Origin of the sequence: Rhizobium mongolense USDA 1844 (genome assembly GCF_000419765.1) — a bacterium.
GTDB lineage: Bacteria > Pseudomonadota > Alphaproteobacteria > Rhizobiales > Rhizobiaceae > Rhizobium > Rhizobium mongolense.
The window spans coordinates 20,915-37,247 of the sequence record NZ_ATTQ01000010.1 but is presented as its reverse complement, the minus strand read 5'-3'; the positions used below and the strand labels follow the sequence as shown (position 1 = coordinate 37,247).

Here is a 16,333-nt window from a genome sequence, read left to right as displayed (position 1 = left end):
ATGACGCTTGTTGCCCTGCCGCGGCTGCTAATCGAGCCACCCGTCCGCAATGCGCTGTTGGAAGATCTCGGCCTTGCTGGCGATATCACCTCGGCTGCCGTCATTCCGCAGGATCACCGCTCCACGGTCATCATAGTGGCCCGCCAGCCGGGGGTGATCGCTGGGCTCGACGCCGCCGCGCTGGCGTTTGAGCTTGTCGATCCCGCAATCATTATGACCCCTCATGTCGAGGACGGGGCGGCGGTGAAACCCGGGGACGTCATTGCCACGATCGAAGGTCGCTCGCGCGCCATTTTGACCGGAGAGCGGACGGCGCTGAATTTTCTCGGCCATCTTTCGGGCATCGCCACGGTGACGGCCGGGATCGTGGCCGCGATCGGCGGTACGAATGCCTCGGTCGCCTGCACCCGCAAGACGACGCCGGGACTGCGCGCGCTGGAGAAATATGCAGTGCGCGCCGGTGGCGGCGTCAACCATCGCTTTGCGCTTTCCGATGCCGTGCTGATCAAGGACAATCATGTCGCCATTGCCGGCGGCGTCGCCGAGGCCATTTGCCGGGCCAAGGCCGGTGCCGGCCATATGGTGAAGATCGAAGTCGAGGTCGATACGCTCGATCAGTTGCGCGAAGCGATGGAGACCGGCGTGGATGCCGTCCTGCTCGACAATATGACCCCTGACCAGCTTCGCCGGGCGGTCGAAATCGTCGCTGGCCGTGCGATCACCGAAGCTTCCGGGCGGGTGACGCCGGAGACTGCAGGTGCGATTGCCGCGTCCGGCGTCGATCTGATCTCGGTCGGCTGGCTGACGCACAGCGCGCCGACGCTGGACATCGGGCTCGATTGGAAATCCAACCAATCGGAATAGGGTGATCGTACTGGCTTTGGTTCAGACAGGCTCTTTCGAGCGTACCGCCTGCATGGCGAGATAGGCCGGGCGGGACTGGCAGCGCTTTAGCCAGGCGTTAACCTTCGGATGAGCGTCGAACAGCGCCTGTTCCGTTTGGCCATAGCGCAGCACTTCCGCAACGTTGAGATCGGCAACGGTGAAGCGGTCTCCGACGATCCATTCCTTGTTGGTGAGGTGCTTTTCCAGCACGGCGAGCGGGCGCTTCATGGAGCGGCAGGCGACGTCGATCGTGGCCTTTCCGGCCTCGGTGTTTTCGTGCTCGTTGTCATAGGTCACGACGATCCTTACCGTATGCGGCTCGAGTTCCGCCAGCGCCCAGATGGTCCACATCGTCAGCAAACCGTCCTCTTCGACGGTATTGCCGGAAATCGGACCGCCGTGCTTGCGCACAAGATAGAGATTGATCGCCAGCGACTCGTGCATCACCAGCTCGCCGTCCTTGATCGAGGGGATCCGCGCCATCGGATTGATGGCGATGAATTCGGGCGAGAGCGTATTGATCGGTGCGTCCGGCGCCAGCGGATTGGCAAGCCGCTTCGCCTGGATCACCGGAACGGAGGTGAAGGCGATCCCGAGTTCCTCAGCCGTCCAGTAGACGCGCGCGGCGCGCGAACGGTAAACGCCGTAGATTGTCAGCATGCTTTGTCCCCCTTTGTCGTTGCGCGCAAATTAGAGCGCGGCCGGGCGAAGCGAAAGCGGCTGGTCCTGATGGATCAATGAAAGCTTTTGATGCGTCTTAGCTGGTGCGGTTCCGCTCGATGATGAGATGCGGGTATCGCTCGCTCCCCGCTTGCGTGAGATCCCCGGAGACCTTTTTTTCCCATTCGAAGCCTAAGACTGCGCCCTCGATCATTTCCTGGAAGACGTTGTCGGTGATCACCGCCGTGCCCGAACCCTGCGCCACCGAGACCGCACAGCCGACAGGCGCCTTGCGTACGACATTTCCGGTGACAACGAGATTGCGCAGATACGGCCCCCAGCCGAGCTGCATCGCCCAGAGCGGCGCGTCTTCGATGACATTGCCCGAGATGGTCGTGTCGGCTTCCGCGGCAATTCCGATGCCGAAGCCGACCTCGGATTTGTAGGGGCCGTCGCGCCTCAGGTTCCGCACGATGTTGCCGATGATGGTGGCTAACCTTCCGCCTTCGTTGAAATTGGCGATCGAGATGCCGTTCGCAGCACCATCGACGAGGTTGCCGGATAAGACCGCGCCTTGAAAATCGAATTCGGCATAGATCGCCGTCTCGCCGGAGCGCAGGCATTGATTGCCGGTGATTTGCACGTTGTCGCCGGAATTGGCCCGCACGGCGGTAAAGGCGCAATCGGCAATCTGGTTATTTGCCACCATCACGCCGCCTGCGCGGAAGACATTGATGCCGTTGCCGTTCTGCCCCGTGCCGCCGTCATCCGCCCTGATGCGCCTAACGCGGTTGCCGGTAACGACGGTGCCATCCTCGCCCTTTTCAAAGCGGTGCACGAGAATGCCGCCATTGCCGCAATCGGCAACCGTGTTTCCAGTGATCGCAAGCCCGGTGGAATCGACTGCGAAGATACCCGCCTGCGCCGCCCCCGAAATGCGGCTGCGTTCGATCCGGCCGCCGCAGCGCTCCAGGCGCAGGCCATGCTTGCCGGCCTCGCGGATTTCGCAGTTGTCGATCTGCACGTCGTCAATGCCGGTCAACTGCACGAGGCCGCTATTGTCCTGGCCGCTCATCCCGCCGCTACCCTCGATGACGATGCCGGAAAGCTCGATCCGCCGGGCGCCTTGCGCCGAATTGACACTGCCTTGATGTAGAATCCGCGACGCACCCGGAACGCCCATAATGCGGGCATTGTCCGGTAGCACGAGGTTCGAAGCTTCATAGGTCCCGGCCGAAAGATAAAGCGGCGTGTCGGTGCGTGCCGCCTTGTCAATCAGAGCCTGCAGCCCGCTCTTTGCCGCCCCGGATGCATCCAGCGCCCCGCGCAGTGCGGGCCGTTTTGACGTAGCGAAGGCGCGACCGGCCATCGGCAGGACCAAAGCCGCACCGACATAGACGAGCATATCGCGCCGCAGATACATTAAGGACCCTTTCTCCGTCCGACATCATTCGTGCCAAACGAATATCTGTTGTGACACAGAATCCTTGCCGCGAAGTATCTTAGGGAGCCTAATTTTCCCTGAGCTTGCCGGTCGCCTCGATGTCGTTCGTCCAGATGCCACGGGAATAATCGGCAGGCAGCTTTGCCAGCAGTTCGGGCGTATCAATCCCCGTCGAAAAATCGCCGCCGCGATAGGGGCCGAGCGCAAAGACCACGCTGTTTCCAGCCTCCATGCGATTGAGGAAACGGTCCGGCCAGCCCCAGAGCCACGGAGCGATATTGACCGGCACCAGCATCATCGTGTTCTTGCAGGCTTGCGGCAGGATGCCCGTCCAGCCGTAGCCGATATAGGCGAGCAGGCAGGCTTTGAGGCTCGCGCGCGATGCCGTCTTGATGTCCGGCGCCAGGCGGCGGATGGTTTGGATGGGCTCGTCGCCGCCATAGACCATGATCAGTTCCCGGTGCTCGCCAGGCAGGGCGTTGAGGACGGCAGCCAGTTTCTCGCCTTCCAACGGATCCCGGCTTTTGACATTGATCAGCAGCCGTCTGTCCGGAAACGTCTGAAGCACCTCGGCAAGCGTCGGCATCTGGCCGATGCCGGCACCCCGGAAAGGAAAGGTCTTCCCGCCGTCGGCCGTATAGCCATAGCCGATATCGAGCGCCTTCATCTCCACCATCGAGTGCTCGCGGGTGACGCCGTGCCCGTTCGTGCGGCAGTCGAGCATCCAGTCGTGGAAGATCGCGAACTCCCCATCCGTCGTCGGATGGACATCGACCTCGACGATATCCGCACCCAAATCGAAGCCCGCGCGCATCGAGAGGATGGTATTTTCCAGATAGTCGTGCTTCGGCGGAAGCATGCGCGCCGCCGTGCAGGTGTCGTTCGTCAAATCCCGCTCGTCGAAACGCTGCGCGATCCCGCGATGTGCCAACAGCACTGGCTTGCCTTCCCGGTGCGATGCCAAAAGATTGGTATTGTTCAGATAAACGGCTGCGGCGAAGACGGCGATTGCCGCTATGCTATAACGCAATTTCTTTCTCAAAACGGTCCCTCCCAACGAATGTGGCGAATCGCTAAGGCGAGATTTGGGTCGATCTGCGGCAGCCGGCGGCAGGCCGACGGATTTGCAGGAAGCTACTGGCTCTCCGCCCATTTCCCGCTATCTTCCCGTTGATGATGCGACCCGATGCTCTTCTTTTTCCCGCTCCCGAAGGGCTTTATTGCCCGCAGGGCGGATTCTATGTCGATCCGGTGCGGCCGGTGGAGCACGCGCTCGTTACTCATGGCCATTCCGACCATGCCCGCCCGGGCCACCGGCATGTTCTCGCGACGCGCCAGACGCTCGACATCATGCGCCTGCGCTGCGGCGACGGGTTCTCTGGCAGCGAGCAGGCCGTCGGCTTCGGCGAAGAGCTGGATTTGAACGGCGTCAAGGTAAGCTTCCATCCGGCAGGCCATGTCCTCGGCTCTGCTCAGATCGCGATTGAAAAGAACGGCACCCGCATCGTCGTTTCCGGCGATTACAAGCGCCGTCCGGACCCGACCTGTGCCGCCTATGTGCCGGTGCCCTGCGATGTCTTCATCACCGAAGCGACCTTCGGGCTGCCGGTGTTCCATCATCCCGATCCGATGGGGGAGATCGGCAAGGTGCTTGCTTCGCTCCGGCAGTTTCCGGAGCGCACGCATCTGATCGGTGCCTATGCGCTCGGCAAGGCCCAGCGCGTCATCCGTCTACTGCGCGATGCCGGTTACGGCGAGCCGATCTATATCCACGGCGCCATGGAACGGCTCTGCGAGTATTATGCCGGGCAGGGCATCGACCTCGGCGACCTGCGGCCGGCCACCGTTGAAAGCCGCGACAAATCCGCCTTCAAGGGCGCCGTCGTCGTCGGTCCGTCGTCGGCCTTCGCCGATCGCTGGGCGCGCCGCTTCAACGAACCGCTCCCCGCCTTCGCCTCCGGCTGGATGATGGTGCGCCAGCGCGCCAAGCAGCAGGGCGTCGAGCTGCCGCTCGTCATTTCCGACCATTGCGACTGGCCGGAACTCACCGAGACGATCACCGAACTCAGCCCTGCCGAAGTCTGGGTCACCCATGGCCGCGAGGAAGCGCTAGTCCGCTGGTGCGAACTGCATGACATCAAGGCGAGGCCGCTGCATCTGGTGGGTTATGAGGACGAGGGGGATTGAGGACGATGTGCGGGACTATTCGCAACGACCCCTCCCCAACCCTTGCTCACAAGGGGCAGGGGGTACGATGCGGCTCCCTTTCGCCCCAATACAGCGTCGCTTCCTGCTGCATCGTTGCGAATGGAACGCGGTGGGCGCGGCGTCTAAGCCCCTCCTGCTTGTTGGCAGGGGTTGGGGAGGGCTCTCCAGAAGAAATGGCTTCTCGACCGGCTGGAGCGGCCCCATGAAACCCTTTGCCGATCTGCTCGACCGTCTCGTCCTGACGCCCAGCCGCAACGGCAAGCTGAAGCTCCTGACCGACTATTTCCGCGACACACCCGACCCGGACCGCGGCTATGGCCTTGCGGCGATCGCCGGCACGCTCGAAGTGCGCAACGTCAAGCCTGCCATGCTCCGCGATCTGACGCTTGAGCGGATGGACGAGGTGCTGTTTCGCTACTCCTACGACTATGTCGGCGACCTCGCCGAAACGATCTCGCTCGTCTGGGACAACGAAAAGGACATCGAGCGCTCCGCCTTTGTCCAGCCGCGCCTCGGCGAGGTCATCAGCCGTATGAATTCGCTCGGCCGCACCGAAGTTCGCGGTTTCGTGCGCGATACGCTGGACCGGCTGGATGCGTCTGGCCGCTTCGCCTTCATCAAGCTTTCCACCGGCGCCATGCGCATCGGCGTCTCGGCGCGGCTTGCCAAGCAGGCGCTGGCCGATCTCGGCGGTAAGGACGTGATCGAGATCGAGACGCTGTGGCACGGTCTGGAGCCGCCCTATGAATCGCTCTTCGAATGGCTGGAGGGCAGGGGCGGCAAGCCAGTGCTCGCGACGCCCGCGATCTTCCATTCCGTCATGCTCGCCCATCCGGTGGAGGACAATGATCTCACCAGCCTCGACCCGGCGGATTATGCGGCGGAATGGAAATGGGACGGCATCCGGGTCCAACTTTCCCGCTCCGGCGAAACGCGCAAGATCTATTCGCGCTCCGGCGACGACATCTCCAATGCCTTTCCGGATATTTTAGGGTCCATCAGCTTCAACGGCGTGCTCGACGGCGAACTGCTCGTTGGCGGAACCGCACGCTCGAACAGCCCGACGAGAACCTTTTCCGACCTTCAGCAGCGCTTGAACCGCAAGACGGTGACGGCGAAGATGCTCGATGAATACCCGGCCTTCATCCGTGCCTACGACCTACTGTTCGACGGCGAAGAGGATGTGCGCGGCAATAGCTTCATCGACCGCCGCGACCGGCTCTCGGAGATTATCGAGCAGGCGCCGCACGATCGGTTCGACCTCTCGCCGCTCGTCGCCTTTTCGACATGGGAGGAATTGGACGACTTGCGGACTTCGCCTCCCGACCCGGTGATCGAGGGCGTGATGATCAAACGCCGGGACAGCATCTATCAGGCGGGCCGCATGAAGGGCCCGTGGTTCAAGTGGAAGCGCAATCCTTACAACGTCGACGCCGTCTTGATGTATGCCCAGCGTGGCCATGGCAAGCGCTCGAGTTATTATTCCGATTTCACCTTCGGTGTCTGGGCCGAGACGCCGGACGGCGAACAGCTGGTGCCTGTCGGCAAGGCCTATTTCGGCTTCACCGATCAGGAATTGGAGCTGCTCGATAAATTCGTCCGCAACAACACCATCGAACGTTTCGGTCCGGTTCGTGCCATCCGCGCAGATCGCGAGTTCGGCTTCGTCGTCGAGGTCGCCTTCGAAGGCATCAACCGCTCGACGCGGCACAAGTCCGGTGTGGCGATGCGCTTTCCGCGCATCTCCCGGCTACGGCCGGACAAGCCTTCCTATGAGGCAGACCGCCTCGAAACGCTGGTCGCGATGATCGACCAAAGCCGTGGAATAGGCCCGCCTGCGCGACAATGACGCAGGGCCGGATTTCAACCCAATGTGTATTGGCCGAAATGCCGTTCTGGTGCAGATATTTGAGTGCCCGGGGGCTATCGGGTGCTGTGTCATGTCCTTTGACGACGATCGAAATGCTTTTCTCCGCCAACGCCGCGCTGTGCTCGCCGGTATCGCGGGTGCCCTCATGCTTCCCCGCGCTGCCTCCGCCTTCAATGTTCCGGATCAGCCGCGCCTGATCACCCACGACTATGCCAAGGTCCGCCGCCGCTTCCGCACGAAGCTGCTGCAGAAGGGTCCTGCGCCAGACAGATACGAGGCATTGGCCGCGCCGCCGGATGGCGAGCAGATATTCTACCGCTCGGGCGCCGGCGGCGAGCTCGAACTGGCGGCCTGGGTCAGCAAATACAAGCGCGGGCACCACGCAAAGCCCGGCGTGCTTTTCCTTCACGGCGGCAATGCCATGGGTGCTGGCCAGTGGCAGCTCCTGAAACCCTATGCCGAGGCGGGTTTCGTGGTGCTGATGCCGTCTGTGCGCGGAGAAAATGGCCAGATGGGCAATTTTTCCGGTTTCTACGACGAGGTGGACGACGTTCTTGCCGCCGCCGACCGGCTGGCGCATCTGCCGGGTGTCGACCCGAACCGGCTGTTTGTCGCGGGCCACAGCATCGGCGGCACGCTGACCATGCTTGCCGCCATGAGCACGCACCGTTTCCGCGCCGCCGCCCCGATTTCCGGCAATCCGGACGCCTTCCGCTTCTTCAATCGCTACCCGCAGGACATCCGCTTCGACGACGGCAACAAGCATGAATTCGAGGTCCGATCGGCGCTCTGCTACGCGCAAAGCTTCAAGTGCCCCGTCCACGTCGTTCACGGCACGGAAGAGGATCAATTCAACGACCGTGCGGGCCTGCTCGCTGCCCGCGCCCGTGCGGCCGGTATCCGCATCGAAACCGATAGGGTGGCCGGCAACCACACCTCCGCGCTGCCAGCCGAGATCGAGCAAAGCATCCGTTTTTTCCGTGGGGTGGCCGCTTGAACGCGTCTTCAATTTTCGCCGCGAGGGTCTATATTGGACGCATGATGGCGCAAATCGCAGACGAGATCATTCCGAACGACTTCCCGGAGCTGAAATCGCTCCTGATGGATCGCGATCCTCTATGCGCCATTTCCGCAAAGGAAGCCTTCGCCCTTTATGAGCGCAACTGGCGCTTTGTCGATGTTCGCAAGCTCACCGAACATGAAGCGCAGCTTGTGCGCGAACTGGCGACCGTTTACGGCCACGGCGTTGTGCTGGTGTGATGTCCAGTCTCGTGAAGCCGGCAAGTCTTCCGGTGCTGACGCCAGCTTCACGCCAGCCGCAAATGCCATCCTCCCGCCAGATATCGCTCCGCTGACAATGGATAAAGGGTGGGTTTATGGATTTTTCGCGCCGGGTGTTTCCCTTTGCCGGCCTTGCCGTGGCGGTCCTTGGCCTCAGCGGCTGCAACGTCCTTATTCCGGATACGGGCGCGACCGATCCGGCCCGCTTCGTGCAGGAGACTTCGCCGGTCTTCTATGAGCCGCCGGGCGTTGATCCGCGCAAGGTAAGGGCGATCCCCGATCCGCCGGTGCCGCAGGTGCGCGATCTCTACTCGACGCAATTCAACCAGACCTACGGCCTGCCGGTCACCAATCCGGTGAACACCGCCTTGTACGGCGAGCTTCGCGATGGCGACTTCCTTTTGCCGGCCATTCCGGTCAGCCGCGTCAGCCCCGAGTATCTCCGTCAGCAAGTCGACTACCCGACGCAGGAAAAGCCGGGCACTGTCATCGTCGATACGCGCGCCCGCCATCTCTATCTCGTCGAGCCGAACGGTAAGGCGATCCGCTACGGCGTCGGCATCGGCCGCGAAGGCTTCGCCTGGTCGGGCCGCGGCGTCATCCAGTGGAAGCAGAAATGGCCGCGCTGGACGCCGCCTGCCGAAATGGTCTCGCGCCAGCCGGCTATCCGCCCCTTCTCGGCCGAAAACGGCGGCATGAATCCTGGCCTCGGAAATCCGCTCGGCGCCCGCGCCATGTACATCTTCAACGATGGACGTGATACACTCTATCGCGTGCACGGCACACCGGATTGGCAATCGATCGGCAAGGCGACCTCGTCGGGCTGCGTGCGCATGCTCAACCAGGACGTCGTCGACCTTTACGACCGCGTTCCGGCCAAGGCCGAGATCGTTGTGATGTAGCGGCGCAACAGGGCGGGCGATATCGTCCGCCCGCACGGGGACACGACTTCGTGAGGGTATGGTTTATTTGGCGGCGGCAGATAGATTTCCGAGTCGTCACCGGCGTTGAATGAACAAACCGGGGTGCGTGCCGCATGCCGGCTCTCCCCCGCGACAGAAGGAAATCCGTCCCGCGCATGAGTCTCGAAAAATCTCTCTCCCGCCGCAACTTTCTCTCCTTTTCGGCTTTGACGGCGGCCTCCGCGCTCGCCGGCTGCGCTTCCACTTCGGCACCGAGCGTCCAGCCCGTCGGTTTCCGTTTCCCACGCCCTTTCGAGACGACGCCCGCTCCCACGGATGCCGAGCTTGACGTGATATACGGTCCCATCGAGGACGGCGGCTTTTTGATCCCCGCCGTCCCCTATCAGCAGATCGATCCGCGCTACTATCGCCAGCAGGTCATCGACCCGACAGGCGAGCGTCCAGGCACGATCGTCGTCGATACCCCGTCGCGCTTTCTTTATCTCGTCCAGTCGGGCGGGACAGCAATGCGCTACGGCGTCGGCATCGGACGCGAAGGCTTTGCCTGGTCCGGCAACGGCGTCATCCAATGGAAGCAGAAGTGGCCGCGTTGGAAGCCGCCGAATGAGATGGTTGCCCGCCAGCCGGAACTCGCAAAATATTCGATCGAACGCGGCGGCATGGAGCCTGGCCTCCTGAACCCGCTCGGCGCCCGCGCGCTCTATATCTTCTCGAATGGCGAGGATACGCTCTACCGCCTGCACGGCAATCCGGAATGGCGGTCGATCGGCAAGGCCGTTTCGTCCGGCTGCGTCCGCCTGCTGAACCAGGATATCATCGATCTCTACGACCGCGTGCCGAACAAGACACCGATCGTCGTCTGGCAGTGATGAATGAGCTCGACTTCCTTCCGCTTCGGAAGGAAGTCTTTATGACCGGCCTCAGCCGCCCGCCGGCAGATGGCCGGCGGCCAGTCCTGCGCTGTTGTAGGCGGGGCGGGGCGTCGGCAGTGCGATTGGCGATCCTTCCGGCGGCATGACCGTGCCTGGAGTCGTCGATGCCGGCGGAGCGGCCGGAATGGCGGAGGTCGTGGTGGCATCCGGTATCGATGCCACATCGGGCATGGCCCTCGGGATTGGTCCCTTCTCCGGGAGCAACACGTCGATTTGTGTGGAAGTCGCGAACGGCTGCACGCCTGCGAACTGAACCGGGCCCGACAGGCGCGGGTCGGAAACGTAGTTCATCGCGACTTCATAGGCCGGCAGAGGTGCCGGCGTTTGCAATGCTCCATCCCTGCCGCGCTTTTCATAAAAGACGTTGCCGCCGGCTTCGACGACATAATGCATGTTGCGATAGGGGAATTTCAGGCCGTCGGTGTGGAAGAACATGGCGTTCTGCACGCCGGGATGCCGTTCCCCGCGCAAGATTCCGTCCACGGCGGAATCAAGTTCCGGTCCGGCCTTCGGGTCGACGACCCTGGTCATGACGCCGGGGGCGAACTGCTTTTCCTGCGCTACGACCTCGCAAATCGTGTCGGGATAGGCGGGCGATGTCAGCCGGTTCATTACGACGGTTCCGACCGCCATATAGCCATCGCGATCCGAGTGTTCGGATTCGAAATACATGGCGCGCTTCAGACAATCGCGGTCCCGTGCCGTATAATTATAAGTCACTTTGGCTGATGCTGGTTTCGCGGTGGAAGAAGGACGTGCAGTCGGCGGTGGCGCCTTGGCGGCCGTCGTGCACCCTGTTGCAGCCAGTCCGGCGAAGAGAATCCCGGAGATGGTTTTGCCCAATGCGTATCGCGCCCTCAACGGCCGGTGCCTCCTATTGTTATAGTGCAGCCCAAATCACGTCGCGAAAACGTTTTACCTCACGTTCGTAAATATTCCAAACACATTTCGTGATTTACAGGAAAAGCCTTATATTTCAAGGGAAGAGGAGGCCTCTAGCGGCTAATTCGCTAGGCGGCCGCCCTGGAAATGCCCATCCGGCAGCCGGATGCTTCGAGTGCGGCGCTGGCAACGTCGATGAAGAGCCGGCGGAACCAGACGGAGCGTCCGTCCGCCCGGTCGATGCGGCGGTAAAGCATCGTGACCGGTTCGGCAGGCAGCGGGATTGGCGGCACTGAAACCGTTAGTCCATGCAATTGTGCCATGCAGCGGGCGATCGATTCCGGGATCGTCGCGATCGCCGGCATGGCCCGCAGCGCCGTCGGTAGGGCGGAAAAGCGGGGCACGGTGGCCACTACCTGCCTGCTGTGCCCCAAGCGGGCAAGCGCGATATCGACATTGGTCGAGCCGTTGCTGCCTTCGAACGAGACGCCGACATGGTCTGCCCTGGTGAAGTCCTCAAGGGTCAGCGGCGTCTTCAGCCTGAGCTGTTTCGGATCGTAAATCGAGATCGAACACTGGTCGAAGAGCGGATCGCGGATATGCCAGGAGGCGGGCTCGTCGTGGATCGAGACGCTGAAATCATAGGCGCCCTCGTCGAGCAGGCGTGCGGCGTCGCGTTTGTGGAAAGCCACACCGACCAGCCGGGCGCCCGGCGCCAGTTCCCGCAGGCGCGCTGCGAGCGGGCCGAAGAAGGCTGATTCGAGATTGTCGCACAGGCCGATGCGGAATTCGCCCTTCCAGCTGGCTGGGTCAAAGGCGGCGGGCGGGCGGATGGCCCGCTCGATGCCGGAAAGCGCATCCTCGATTGCCGGCGCGATGGCGAGCGCGCGCGGCGTCGGCTGCAGGCCGCGTCCGACACGAACGAACAATTCGTCGTCGAGTGCTTCGCGCAGCCGCCGCAGTGCCGCCGAAAGTCCCGGCTGACCAAGCAGCAGCCGCTCGGCCGCGCGGCTGACATTGCGTTCTTGCATCAGCACCGAAAAGGCAAGCAGGAGGTTCAGGTCGATTTTCCGAAGGGTCGCGTCATTCATCATTATCAGTAATACCTGGCATGGTTACTATCAATTTGCAATAGGTTTCGGAGATGATCATTTTCTCGTTCCTCTGCCGCTTCCTCCCAACCCGCGCGGCAGCAAAAGGAACGATCTCGATGACTCTCACACAATCTCGAAGTGGGGCGGGGCTGGCATTGCTGTTGCTCTGCGCCGCCAATTTCCTTGACGCCATGGACGTTTCGACCATCGGCGTCGCGCTTCCCGCCATTCAGGCCGAACTCGGCATGCAGGCAACTTCGCTGCAATGGGCCGTCAGCGCCTATGTTCTCGGCTACGGCGGCTTCCTGCTGCTCGGCGGCCGCGTTGCCGATGTTTTCGGCCACCGCCGCGTCTTTCTCTGGTCGCTTGCCGTCTTCGCAGCTGCGAGCATCGCGGGCGGCTTTGTCGACAGCGGGCCGACGCTGATTGCCGCCCGTCTGATCAAGGGCATCGCCGCGGCCTTCACTGCACCGGCCGCTTTGGCGCTTCTGCTTTCCGTCTTCGGGGAGGGCAGCGCCCGCGCCAAGGCGCTCGGGGTCTTTTCCTCCACCGGCGCCGCAGGCTTCGTGCTTGGCATGGTGCTTGGCGGAGCGGCCACCATTTTCAGCTGGCGGGCGACGCTCGTCATGGGCGCTCCGGTGGCGATCCTCACGCTGGCGATCGCGCCATTCGTCCTGCCCGCAGACGAGCGCCGGGGAGCCGACCGTCCGCGCTTCGACTGGGCAGGCGCCTTGACGATCACCCCCGGCCTGCTGCTCTTCGTCTTCGGCATCACCAACGCCGCAGCCGAGGGCTGGAGCGCATTTCCCACCTGGGGTGCACTGACTGCGGCGGCCGTTCTGATCCTGCTCTTCCTTGCGGTTGAGGCCCGGCATGCCGATCCGATGGTGCCGCTTGCAATGTTCCGCCGAGCAAAACTCAGCCATGCCAATGCCGTCGCCGCCCTTTTTCAGGGCGTCTATGTCGGCTTCCAGTTCATCGCGACGCTCTACTATCAGAACGAGCTCGGCTGGTCGGCCTTCAGCACCGGCTTCTGCTTCGCTTTGGGCGGCGTCTTCGTCATGTTCCTGGCGCCACGCTTTGCCGCGATCGCGCAGAACCGCGGCACCACGGGCCTCATGGCGCTCGGCGTGGCGCTGCAGGCAGCGAGCTACATCTTCTGGGTCGCGGCTGTCGGCGACATCAATCCGATCCTGCTCGTCGTCGTGTCGCAGGTCCCGCTCGGCCTCGGTTACGCGCTGACCTATCCCTCCGTTCAGGTCGCGGCACTCGCTGATGTCGAGGAAGACAAATCGGGCCTGGCCTCCGGCATGCTCTTTGCCGCCTTCCAGATCGGCGGCGGCATCGTGCTCGCAGCCGCCTCCGCGGTCTTCGGCGCGGCGCCGTCCTTCGGCTGGGATCCTTATGTGGCAGGCGTCGCCTTCACGGCGCTGCTTGCGGTCGCAGTCGTGCTTCTCGCCGCCCTCGGTCCGAGGACGTCGCCGTTGCGCGCCGCAGCCTATCAGGCCGCCGAGTAAATCTTTGAACGCCCGCGCATAAAGGCGCGGGCGATTTCTCACACGGCTGCATTCAGGTTCCCGCGCAGCTTCTGTAAAGATCCGCGGATTTCCGCCATTTCCTCGAGCGTGCAGCCGGCCGCCTGGCCGATGGCCGTCATGATCGTTGCCGCCTCGCTCTTCATCGACCGGCCCTTCGGCGTCAGTGAAACGATCACCTGCCGCTCGTCGCGTGCGTCCCGGGTCCGCTTGATCAGCCCGGTCTGCTCCAGCCGCTTGAGCAGCGGCGAGAGCGTGCCCGAATCGAGGTCGAGCTGCTCGCCGATCGTCTTTACCGGAAGTTCGGCTTTTTCCCAGAGCACGAGCATCACCAGATACTGCGGATAAGTGAGGCCGACCTTGTCGAGGATCGGCTTATAGGCGCGCGTGAAGGCATGCGCCGTCGCGTAGACCGCGAAACAGAGCTGTTTCTCCAGCCGCCTCTCCTCTTGCGGGATTTCCATCGTCTTTGCCATCTGCGCTTTCATGATCCTGTTCCTTTGAGGTGCAATTCTCCTCTTTTCAGATTCCGAATGCAATTTGCGAAATTCACTTGCGTACAATTTAATTGTGCAATATACGAAGTTCAGCCCCAACGCAAAGGAGACTGACATGCCTATCCTCTATACGACCCAAGCTTCCGCCACCGGTGGCCGCGCAGGCCGCGCCGTTTCTGAAAACGGCGTTCTCGACGTGACGTTGACTGTTCCGAAGGAGCTCGGCGGCGATGGCGCCACCGGCACCAATCCCGAACAGCTCTTCGCGGCCGGCTATTCCGCGTGCTTCCTCGGTGCCCTGAAATTTGTCGCGGGCCAGCAGAAGGTCAAGATTCCGGAAGACACCACGGTTTCCGCCAAGGTCGGCATCGGCCCGCGCGAAGACGGCACGGGCTTCGGGATCGACGTGGCGCTCACCGTCAACATCCCTGGCCTGGATAGGACCGAGGCTGAAAAGCTCGCCGCCGCCGCCCACATCGTCTGCCCTTACAGCCACGCCATGCGTACCTCGACCGAAGTTCCGGTCACGGTGGCTTGAGGCGGAATCACCTTCTCCCCGCGGGGAGAAGGTGGCCCGAAGGGCCGGATGAGGGGGCGGCGCGGCAAATGTCGTCTTCGCTTTTCGCTCAGACGCTCGCTCATTGCGTCGCTCACCCTCATCGCGATCCTTTATGAATTCGTCCGCGATCTGCATCACGGCAAGAATATCGCGCTACTGACCGCGAACCGGCCGAGCGCCAGACATGGCGCATTCGCCTGTCGCCGGCAGGCGTTCAGGCGAATGCGAATTTCCGAAGATGCGGATCGGCTTTGCCAGGAGCGATTTCGGCAACGATGCGCGCATCGCCCGATGATCAGGCGAGCGCCTGCAGCTCGCTTCGCAGCCGCTCGCCGCTGCCGCCAGGCAGCGTCTCTTCCAGCGTTGTATGCGTCCTTTCCCAGATCGGCAGCGCTGCGGCGAGCACCGCCTTGCCCTCCGGCGTCAGGCTGAGCAGCCGCCCCCGCTTGTCTTTCGGGTTTTGCGTTACATTTACCCAGCCACGGCGTTGCAGCGGTTTCAGCGCCGCCGTCAGCGTTGTCTGGTCCATGGCGAGAAGATTGGCCACAGGCCCCATCGGCGGCGGCTCCGGCCGGTTGAGGGACATCATCAACGAGAACTGCCCGTTGGTGAGCCCGACCGGACGAAGCGCATCGTCGAAAAGCCGTGCGAGTGCTCGCGCGGCGCGCTGAACATGCAGGCACAGGCAGGTGTCCCGTACCAGCAGTGTCGTCGAAAAGGGAATTTCTATCGAGTTTGACATGCCCTATTTCTATTGATATCAATGTATTTAGTCAAGCGAATGAGAACGAATGCCGGTCTTGCCGGCGGCGCCGGAGGAGGGCGCTCGCGATGCAGAATCAAGTCGTTTCCCGTGAACAATGGCTCGAGGCCCGCCGTGCGCTGCTTCTGAAGGAGAAGGAAGCAACGCATCTCAGAGATAGGGTCAATGCCGAGCGCCTGGCCATGCCCTGGGTCAAGGTCGACAACGACTATGTCTTCGACACGCCGCAGGGAAAGAAGGGCCTATCCGATCTCTTCGACGGCCGCAGCCAGCTGATGATCTACCATTTCATGCTCGGTCCGGATTGGGAGGCCGGTTGCCCAGGCTGCTCGTTCCTTTCCGATCACGTGGACGGCGCGCTGCCGCATCTCAACCATCACGACGTCACCTGGGTCGCGGTTTCGCGCGCGCCGCTCGCCAAGATCGAGGCCTACAAGAAGCGCATGGGCTGGAAATTCCCCTGGGTTTCGTCCTTCGGCAGCGATTTCAATTTCGACTACCACGTTTCCTTCAGCCCGGAAGATCTCGCCAAGGATAAGGTCTTCTACAATTTCACCGCGATCGAACCCGCCGAGGCCCATGACGAACTGCCGGGGCTGAGTTCCTTCTACAAGAACGAGCGGGGTGAAATCTTCCACACCTACTCTAGCTATGCCCGTGGGCCGGAGGAACTGATCGGCACGCTGATGATCCTCGACCGCGCGCCGAAGGGCCGCAACGAGGAAGGCACGATGGATTTCGTCAAGCGCCACGACGAATACGAGGGCGCTCGAAAGACGCAATCCCGTCACTGAAATCTG

Annotated in this window: 17 protein-coding genes; 10 read left to right on the top strand and 7 right to left on the bottom strand. The window is 62.5% G+C overall.

From position 1 onward, the window contains the following. Positions 1 to 864, top strand: a complete 864-nt coding sequence (gene nadC / locus A3C3_RS0119945; RefSeq protein ID WP_022716350.1) for a carboxylating nicotinate-nucleotide diphosphorylase — start codon at positions 1 to 3, stop codon at positions 862 to 864. Positions 865 to 885: 21 nt separating this feature from the next. Here the strand turns inward: nadC and A3C3_RS0119940 are convergent, their stop codons facing one another. From A3C3_RS0119940 to A3C3_RS0119930, 3 genes are all read right to left on the bottom strand, one after another. Then, entirely contained in the window at positions 886 to 1,545 is a 660-nt protein-coding gene (locus tag A3C3_RS0119940; protein WP_022716349.1) for a glutathione S-transferase family protein, read from the bottom strand. A 97-nt stretch (positions 1,546 to 1,642) separates the two neighbouring features. After that, entirely contained in the window at positions 1,643 to 2,968 is a 1,326-nt protein-coding gene (locus tag A3C3_RS0119935) for a TIGR03808 family TAT-translocated repetitive protein (protein WP_022716348.1), read from the bottom strand. 88 nt (positions 2,969 to 3,056) lie between these two features. After that, positions 3,057 to 4,031 carry a glycerophosphodiester phosphodiesterase family protein gene (locus A3C3_RS0119930; RefSeq protein WP_022716347.1) on the bottom strand — a complete coding sequence of 325 codons (975 nt, stop codon included), beginning with the start codon at positions 4,029 to 4,031 and terminating at the stop codon, positions 3,057 to 3,059. Positions 4,032 to 4,165: 134 nt separating this feature from the next. Between A3C3_RS0119930 and A3C3_RS0119925 the strand changes: the two genes are divergently transcribed. The 6 genes from A3C3_RS0119925 (at position 4,166) to A3C3_RS0119900 (ending at position 10,140) form a co-directional block, all read left to right on the top strand. Beyond that, positions 4,166 to 5,176, top strand: coding sequence for a ligase-associated DNA damage response exonuclease (locus tag A3C3_RS0119925; protein ID WP_028739818.1), 1,011 nt, complete (start codon positions 4,166 to 4,168; stop codon positions 5,174 to 5,176). Between the two features lie 223 nt (positions 5,177 to 5,399). After that, on the top strand, positions 5,400 to 7,046 hold the full coding sequence (locus A3C3_RS0119920; protein ID WP_022716345.1) for a cisplatin damage response ATP-dependent DNA ligase: 1,647 nt from the start codon (positions 5,400 to 5,402) through the stop codon (positions 7,044 to 7,046). Positions 7,047 to 7,137: 91 nt separating this feature from the next. Beyond that, complete coding sequence (locus A3C3_RS0119915; RefSeq protein WP_022716344.1) at positions 7,138 to 8,064, top strand: alpha/beta fold hydrolase; 927 nt, start codon at positions 7,138 to 7,140, stop codon at positions 8,062 to 8,064. Between the two features lie 41 nt (positions 8,065 to 8,105). Further along, the gene (locus A3C3_RS0119910; RefSeq protein ID WP_028739817.1) at positions 8,106 to 8,327 is read left to right on the top strand and encodes a hypothetical protein; all 222 of its coding nucleotides are present in this window, start codon (positions 8,106 to 8,108) and stop codon (positions 8,325 to 8,327) included. 116 nt (positions 8,328 to 8,443) lie between these two features. Further along, positions 8,444 to 9,250 (top strand): L,D-transpeptidase, encoded by an 807-nt coding sequence (locus tag A3C3_RS0119905; protein WP_022716342.1) that lies wholly within the window; start codon positions 8,444 to 8,446, stop codon positions 9,248 to 9,250. A 176-nt stretch (positions 9,251 to 9,426) separates the two neighbouring features. Continuing rightward, a complete protein-coding gene (locus A3C3_RS0119900) occupies positions 9,427 to 10,140 on the top strand; it encodes a L,D-transpeptidase (RefSeq protein WP_022716341.1) in 714 nt (237 codons plus the stop codon). 51 nt (positions 10,141 to 10,191) lie between these two features. Here the strand turns inward: A3C3_RS0119900 and A3C3_RS38795 are convergent, their stop codons facing one another. Together A3C3_RS38795 and A3C3_RS0119890 are read right to left on the bottom strand one after the other, a co-directional pair. Next, the gene (locus A3C3_RS38795) at positions 10,192 to 11,064 is read right to left on the bottom strand and encodes a cell wall hydrolase (RefSeq protein ID WP_022716340.1); all 873 of its coding nucleotides are present in this window, start codon (positions 11,062 to 11,064) and stop codon (positions 10,192 to 10,194) included. 149 nt (positions 11,065 to 11,213) lie between these two features. Further along, positions 11,214 to 12,179, bottom strand: a complete 966-nt coding sequence (locus tag A3C3_RS0119890) for a LysR family transcriptional regulator (RefSeq protein ID WP_022716339.1) — start codon at positions 12,177 to 12,179, stop codon at positions 11,214 to 11,216. A 116-nt stretch (positions 12,180 to 12,295) separates the two neighbouring features. Between A3C3_RS0119890 and A3C3_RS0119885 the strand changes: the two genes are divergently transcribed. Next, the gene (locus A3C3_RS0119885; RefSeq protein ID WP_028739816.1) at positions 12,296 to 13,696 is read left to right on the top strand and encodes an MFS transporter; all 1,401 of its coding nucleotides are present in this window, start codon (positions 12,296 to 12,298) and stop codon (positions 13,694 to 13,696) included. Positions 13,697 to 13,734: 38 nt separating this feature from the next. Here the strand turns inward: A3C3_RS0119885 and A3C3_RS0119880 are convergent, their stop codons facing one another. Then, on the bottom strand, positions 13,735 to 14,202 hold the full coding sequence (locus A3C3_RS0119880) for a MarR family winged helix-turn-helix transcriptional regulator (protein ID WP_022716337.1): 468 nt from the start codon (positions 14,200 to 14,202) through the stop codon (positions 13,735 to 13,737). A 124-nt stretch (positions 14,203 to 14,326) separates the two neighbouring features. Here A3C3_RS0119880 and A3C3_RS0119875 point away from each other — a divergent pair, with 124 nt between their 5' ends. Next, a complete protein-coding gene (locus A3C3_RS0119875) occupies positions 14,327 to 14,749 on the top strand; it encodes an organic hydroperoxide resistance protein (protein WP_022716336.1) in 423 nt (140 codons plus the stop codon). A 316-nt stretch (positions 14,750 to 15,065) separates the two neighbouring features. Here A3C3_RS0119875 and A3C3_RS0119865 read toward each other — a convergent pair whose 3' ends face one another. Further along, positions 15,066 to 15,512 carry a MarR family winged helix-turn-helix transcriptional regulator gene (locus tag A3C3_RS0119865; protein WP_022716334.1) on the bottom strand — a complete coding sequence of 149 codons (447 nt, stop codon included), beginning with the start codon at positions 15,510 to 15,512 and terminating at the stop codon, positions 15,066 to 15,068. A gap of 89 nt (positions 15,513 to 15,601) precedes the next feature. Here A3C3_RS0119865 and A3C3_RS0119860 point away from each other — a divergent pair, with 89 nt between their 5' ends. Beyond that, entirely contained in the window at positions 15,602 to 16,327 is a 726-nt protein-coding gene (locus tag A3C3_RS0119860; RefSeq protein WP_022716333.1) for a DUF899 domain-containing protein, read from the top strand. The last annotated feature ends 6 nt before the right edge of the window (positions 16,328 to 16,333 follow it).

Coding starts and splice junctions, on each gene's coding strand:
- nadC (WP_022716350.1), top strand. CDS start 1: ATGACGCTTGTTGCCCTGCCGCGGCTGCTAATCGAGCCACCCGTCCGC.
- A3C3_RS0119940 (WP_022716349.1), bottom strand. CDS start 1,545: ATGCTGACAATCTACGGCGTTTACCGTTCGCGCGCCGCGCGCGTCTAC.
- A3C3_RS0119935 (WP_022716348.1), bottom strand. CDS start 2,968: ATGTATCTGCGGCGCGATATGCTCGTCTATGTCGGTGCGGCTTTGGTC.
- A3C3_RS0119925 (WP_028739818.1), top strand. CDS start 4,166: ATGCGACCCGATGCTCTTCTTTTTCCCGCTCCCGAAGGGCTTTATTGC.
- A3C3_RS0119920 (WP_022716345.1), top strand. CDS start 5,400: ATGAAACCCTTTGCCGATCTGCTCGACCGTCTCGTCCTGACGCCCAGC.
- A3C3_RS0119915 (WP_022716344.1), top strand. CDS start 7,138: ATGTCCTTTGACGACGATCGAAATGCTTTTCTCCGCCAACGCCGCGCT.
- A3C3_RS0119910 (WP_028739817.1), top strand. CDS start 8,106: ATGATGGCGCAAATCGCAGACGAGATCATTCCGAACGACTTCCCGGAG.
- A3C3_RS0119905 (WP_022716342.1), top strand. CDS start 8,444: ATGGATTTTTCGCGCCGGGTGTTTCCCTTTGCCGGCCTTGCCGTGGCG.
- A3C3_RS0119900 (WP_022716341.1), top strand. CDS start 9,427: ATGAGTCTCGAAAAATCTCTCTCCCGCCGCAACTTTCTCTCCTTTTCG.
- A3C3_RS0119890 (WP_022716339.1), bottom strand. CDS start 12,179: ATGATGAATGACGCGACCCTTCGGAAAATCGACCTGAACCTCCTGCTT.
- A3C3_RS0119885 (WP_028739816.1), top strand. CDS start 12,296: ATGACTCTCACACAATCTCGAAGTGGGGCGGGGCTGGCATTGCTGTTG.
- A3C3_RS0119880 (WP_022716337.1), bottom strand. CDS start 14,202: ATGAAAGCGCAGATGGCAAAGACGATGGAAATCCCGCAAGAGGAGAGG.
- A3C3_RS0119875 (WP_022716336.1), top strand. CDS start 14,327: ATGCCTATCCTCTATACGACCCAAGCTTCCGCCACCGGTGGCCGCGCA.
- A3C3_RS0119865 (WP_022716334.1), bottom strand. CDS start 15,512: ATGTCAAACTCGATAGAAATTCCCTTTTCGACGACACTGCTGGTACGG.
- A3C3_RS0119860 (WP_022716333.1), top strand. CDS start 15,602: ATGCAGAATCAAGTCGTTTCCCGTGAACAATGGCTCGAGGCCCGCCGT.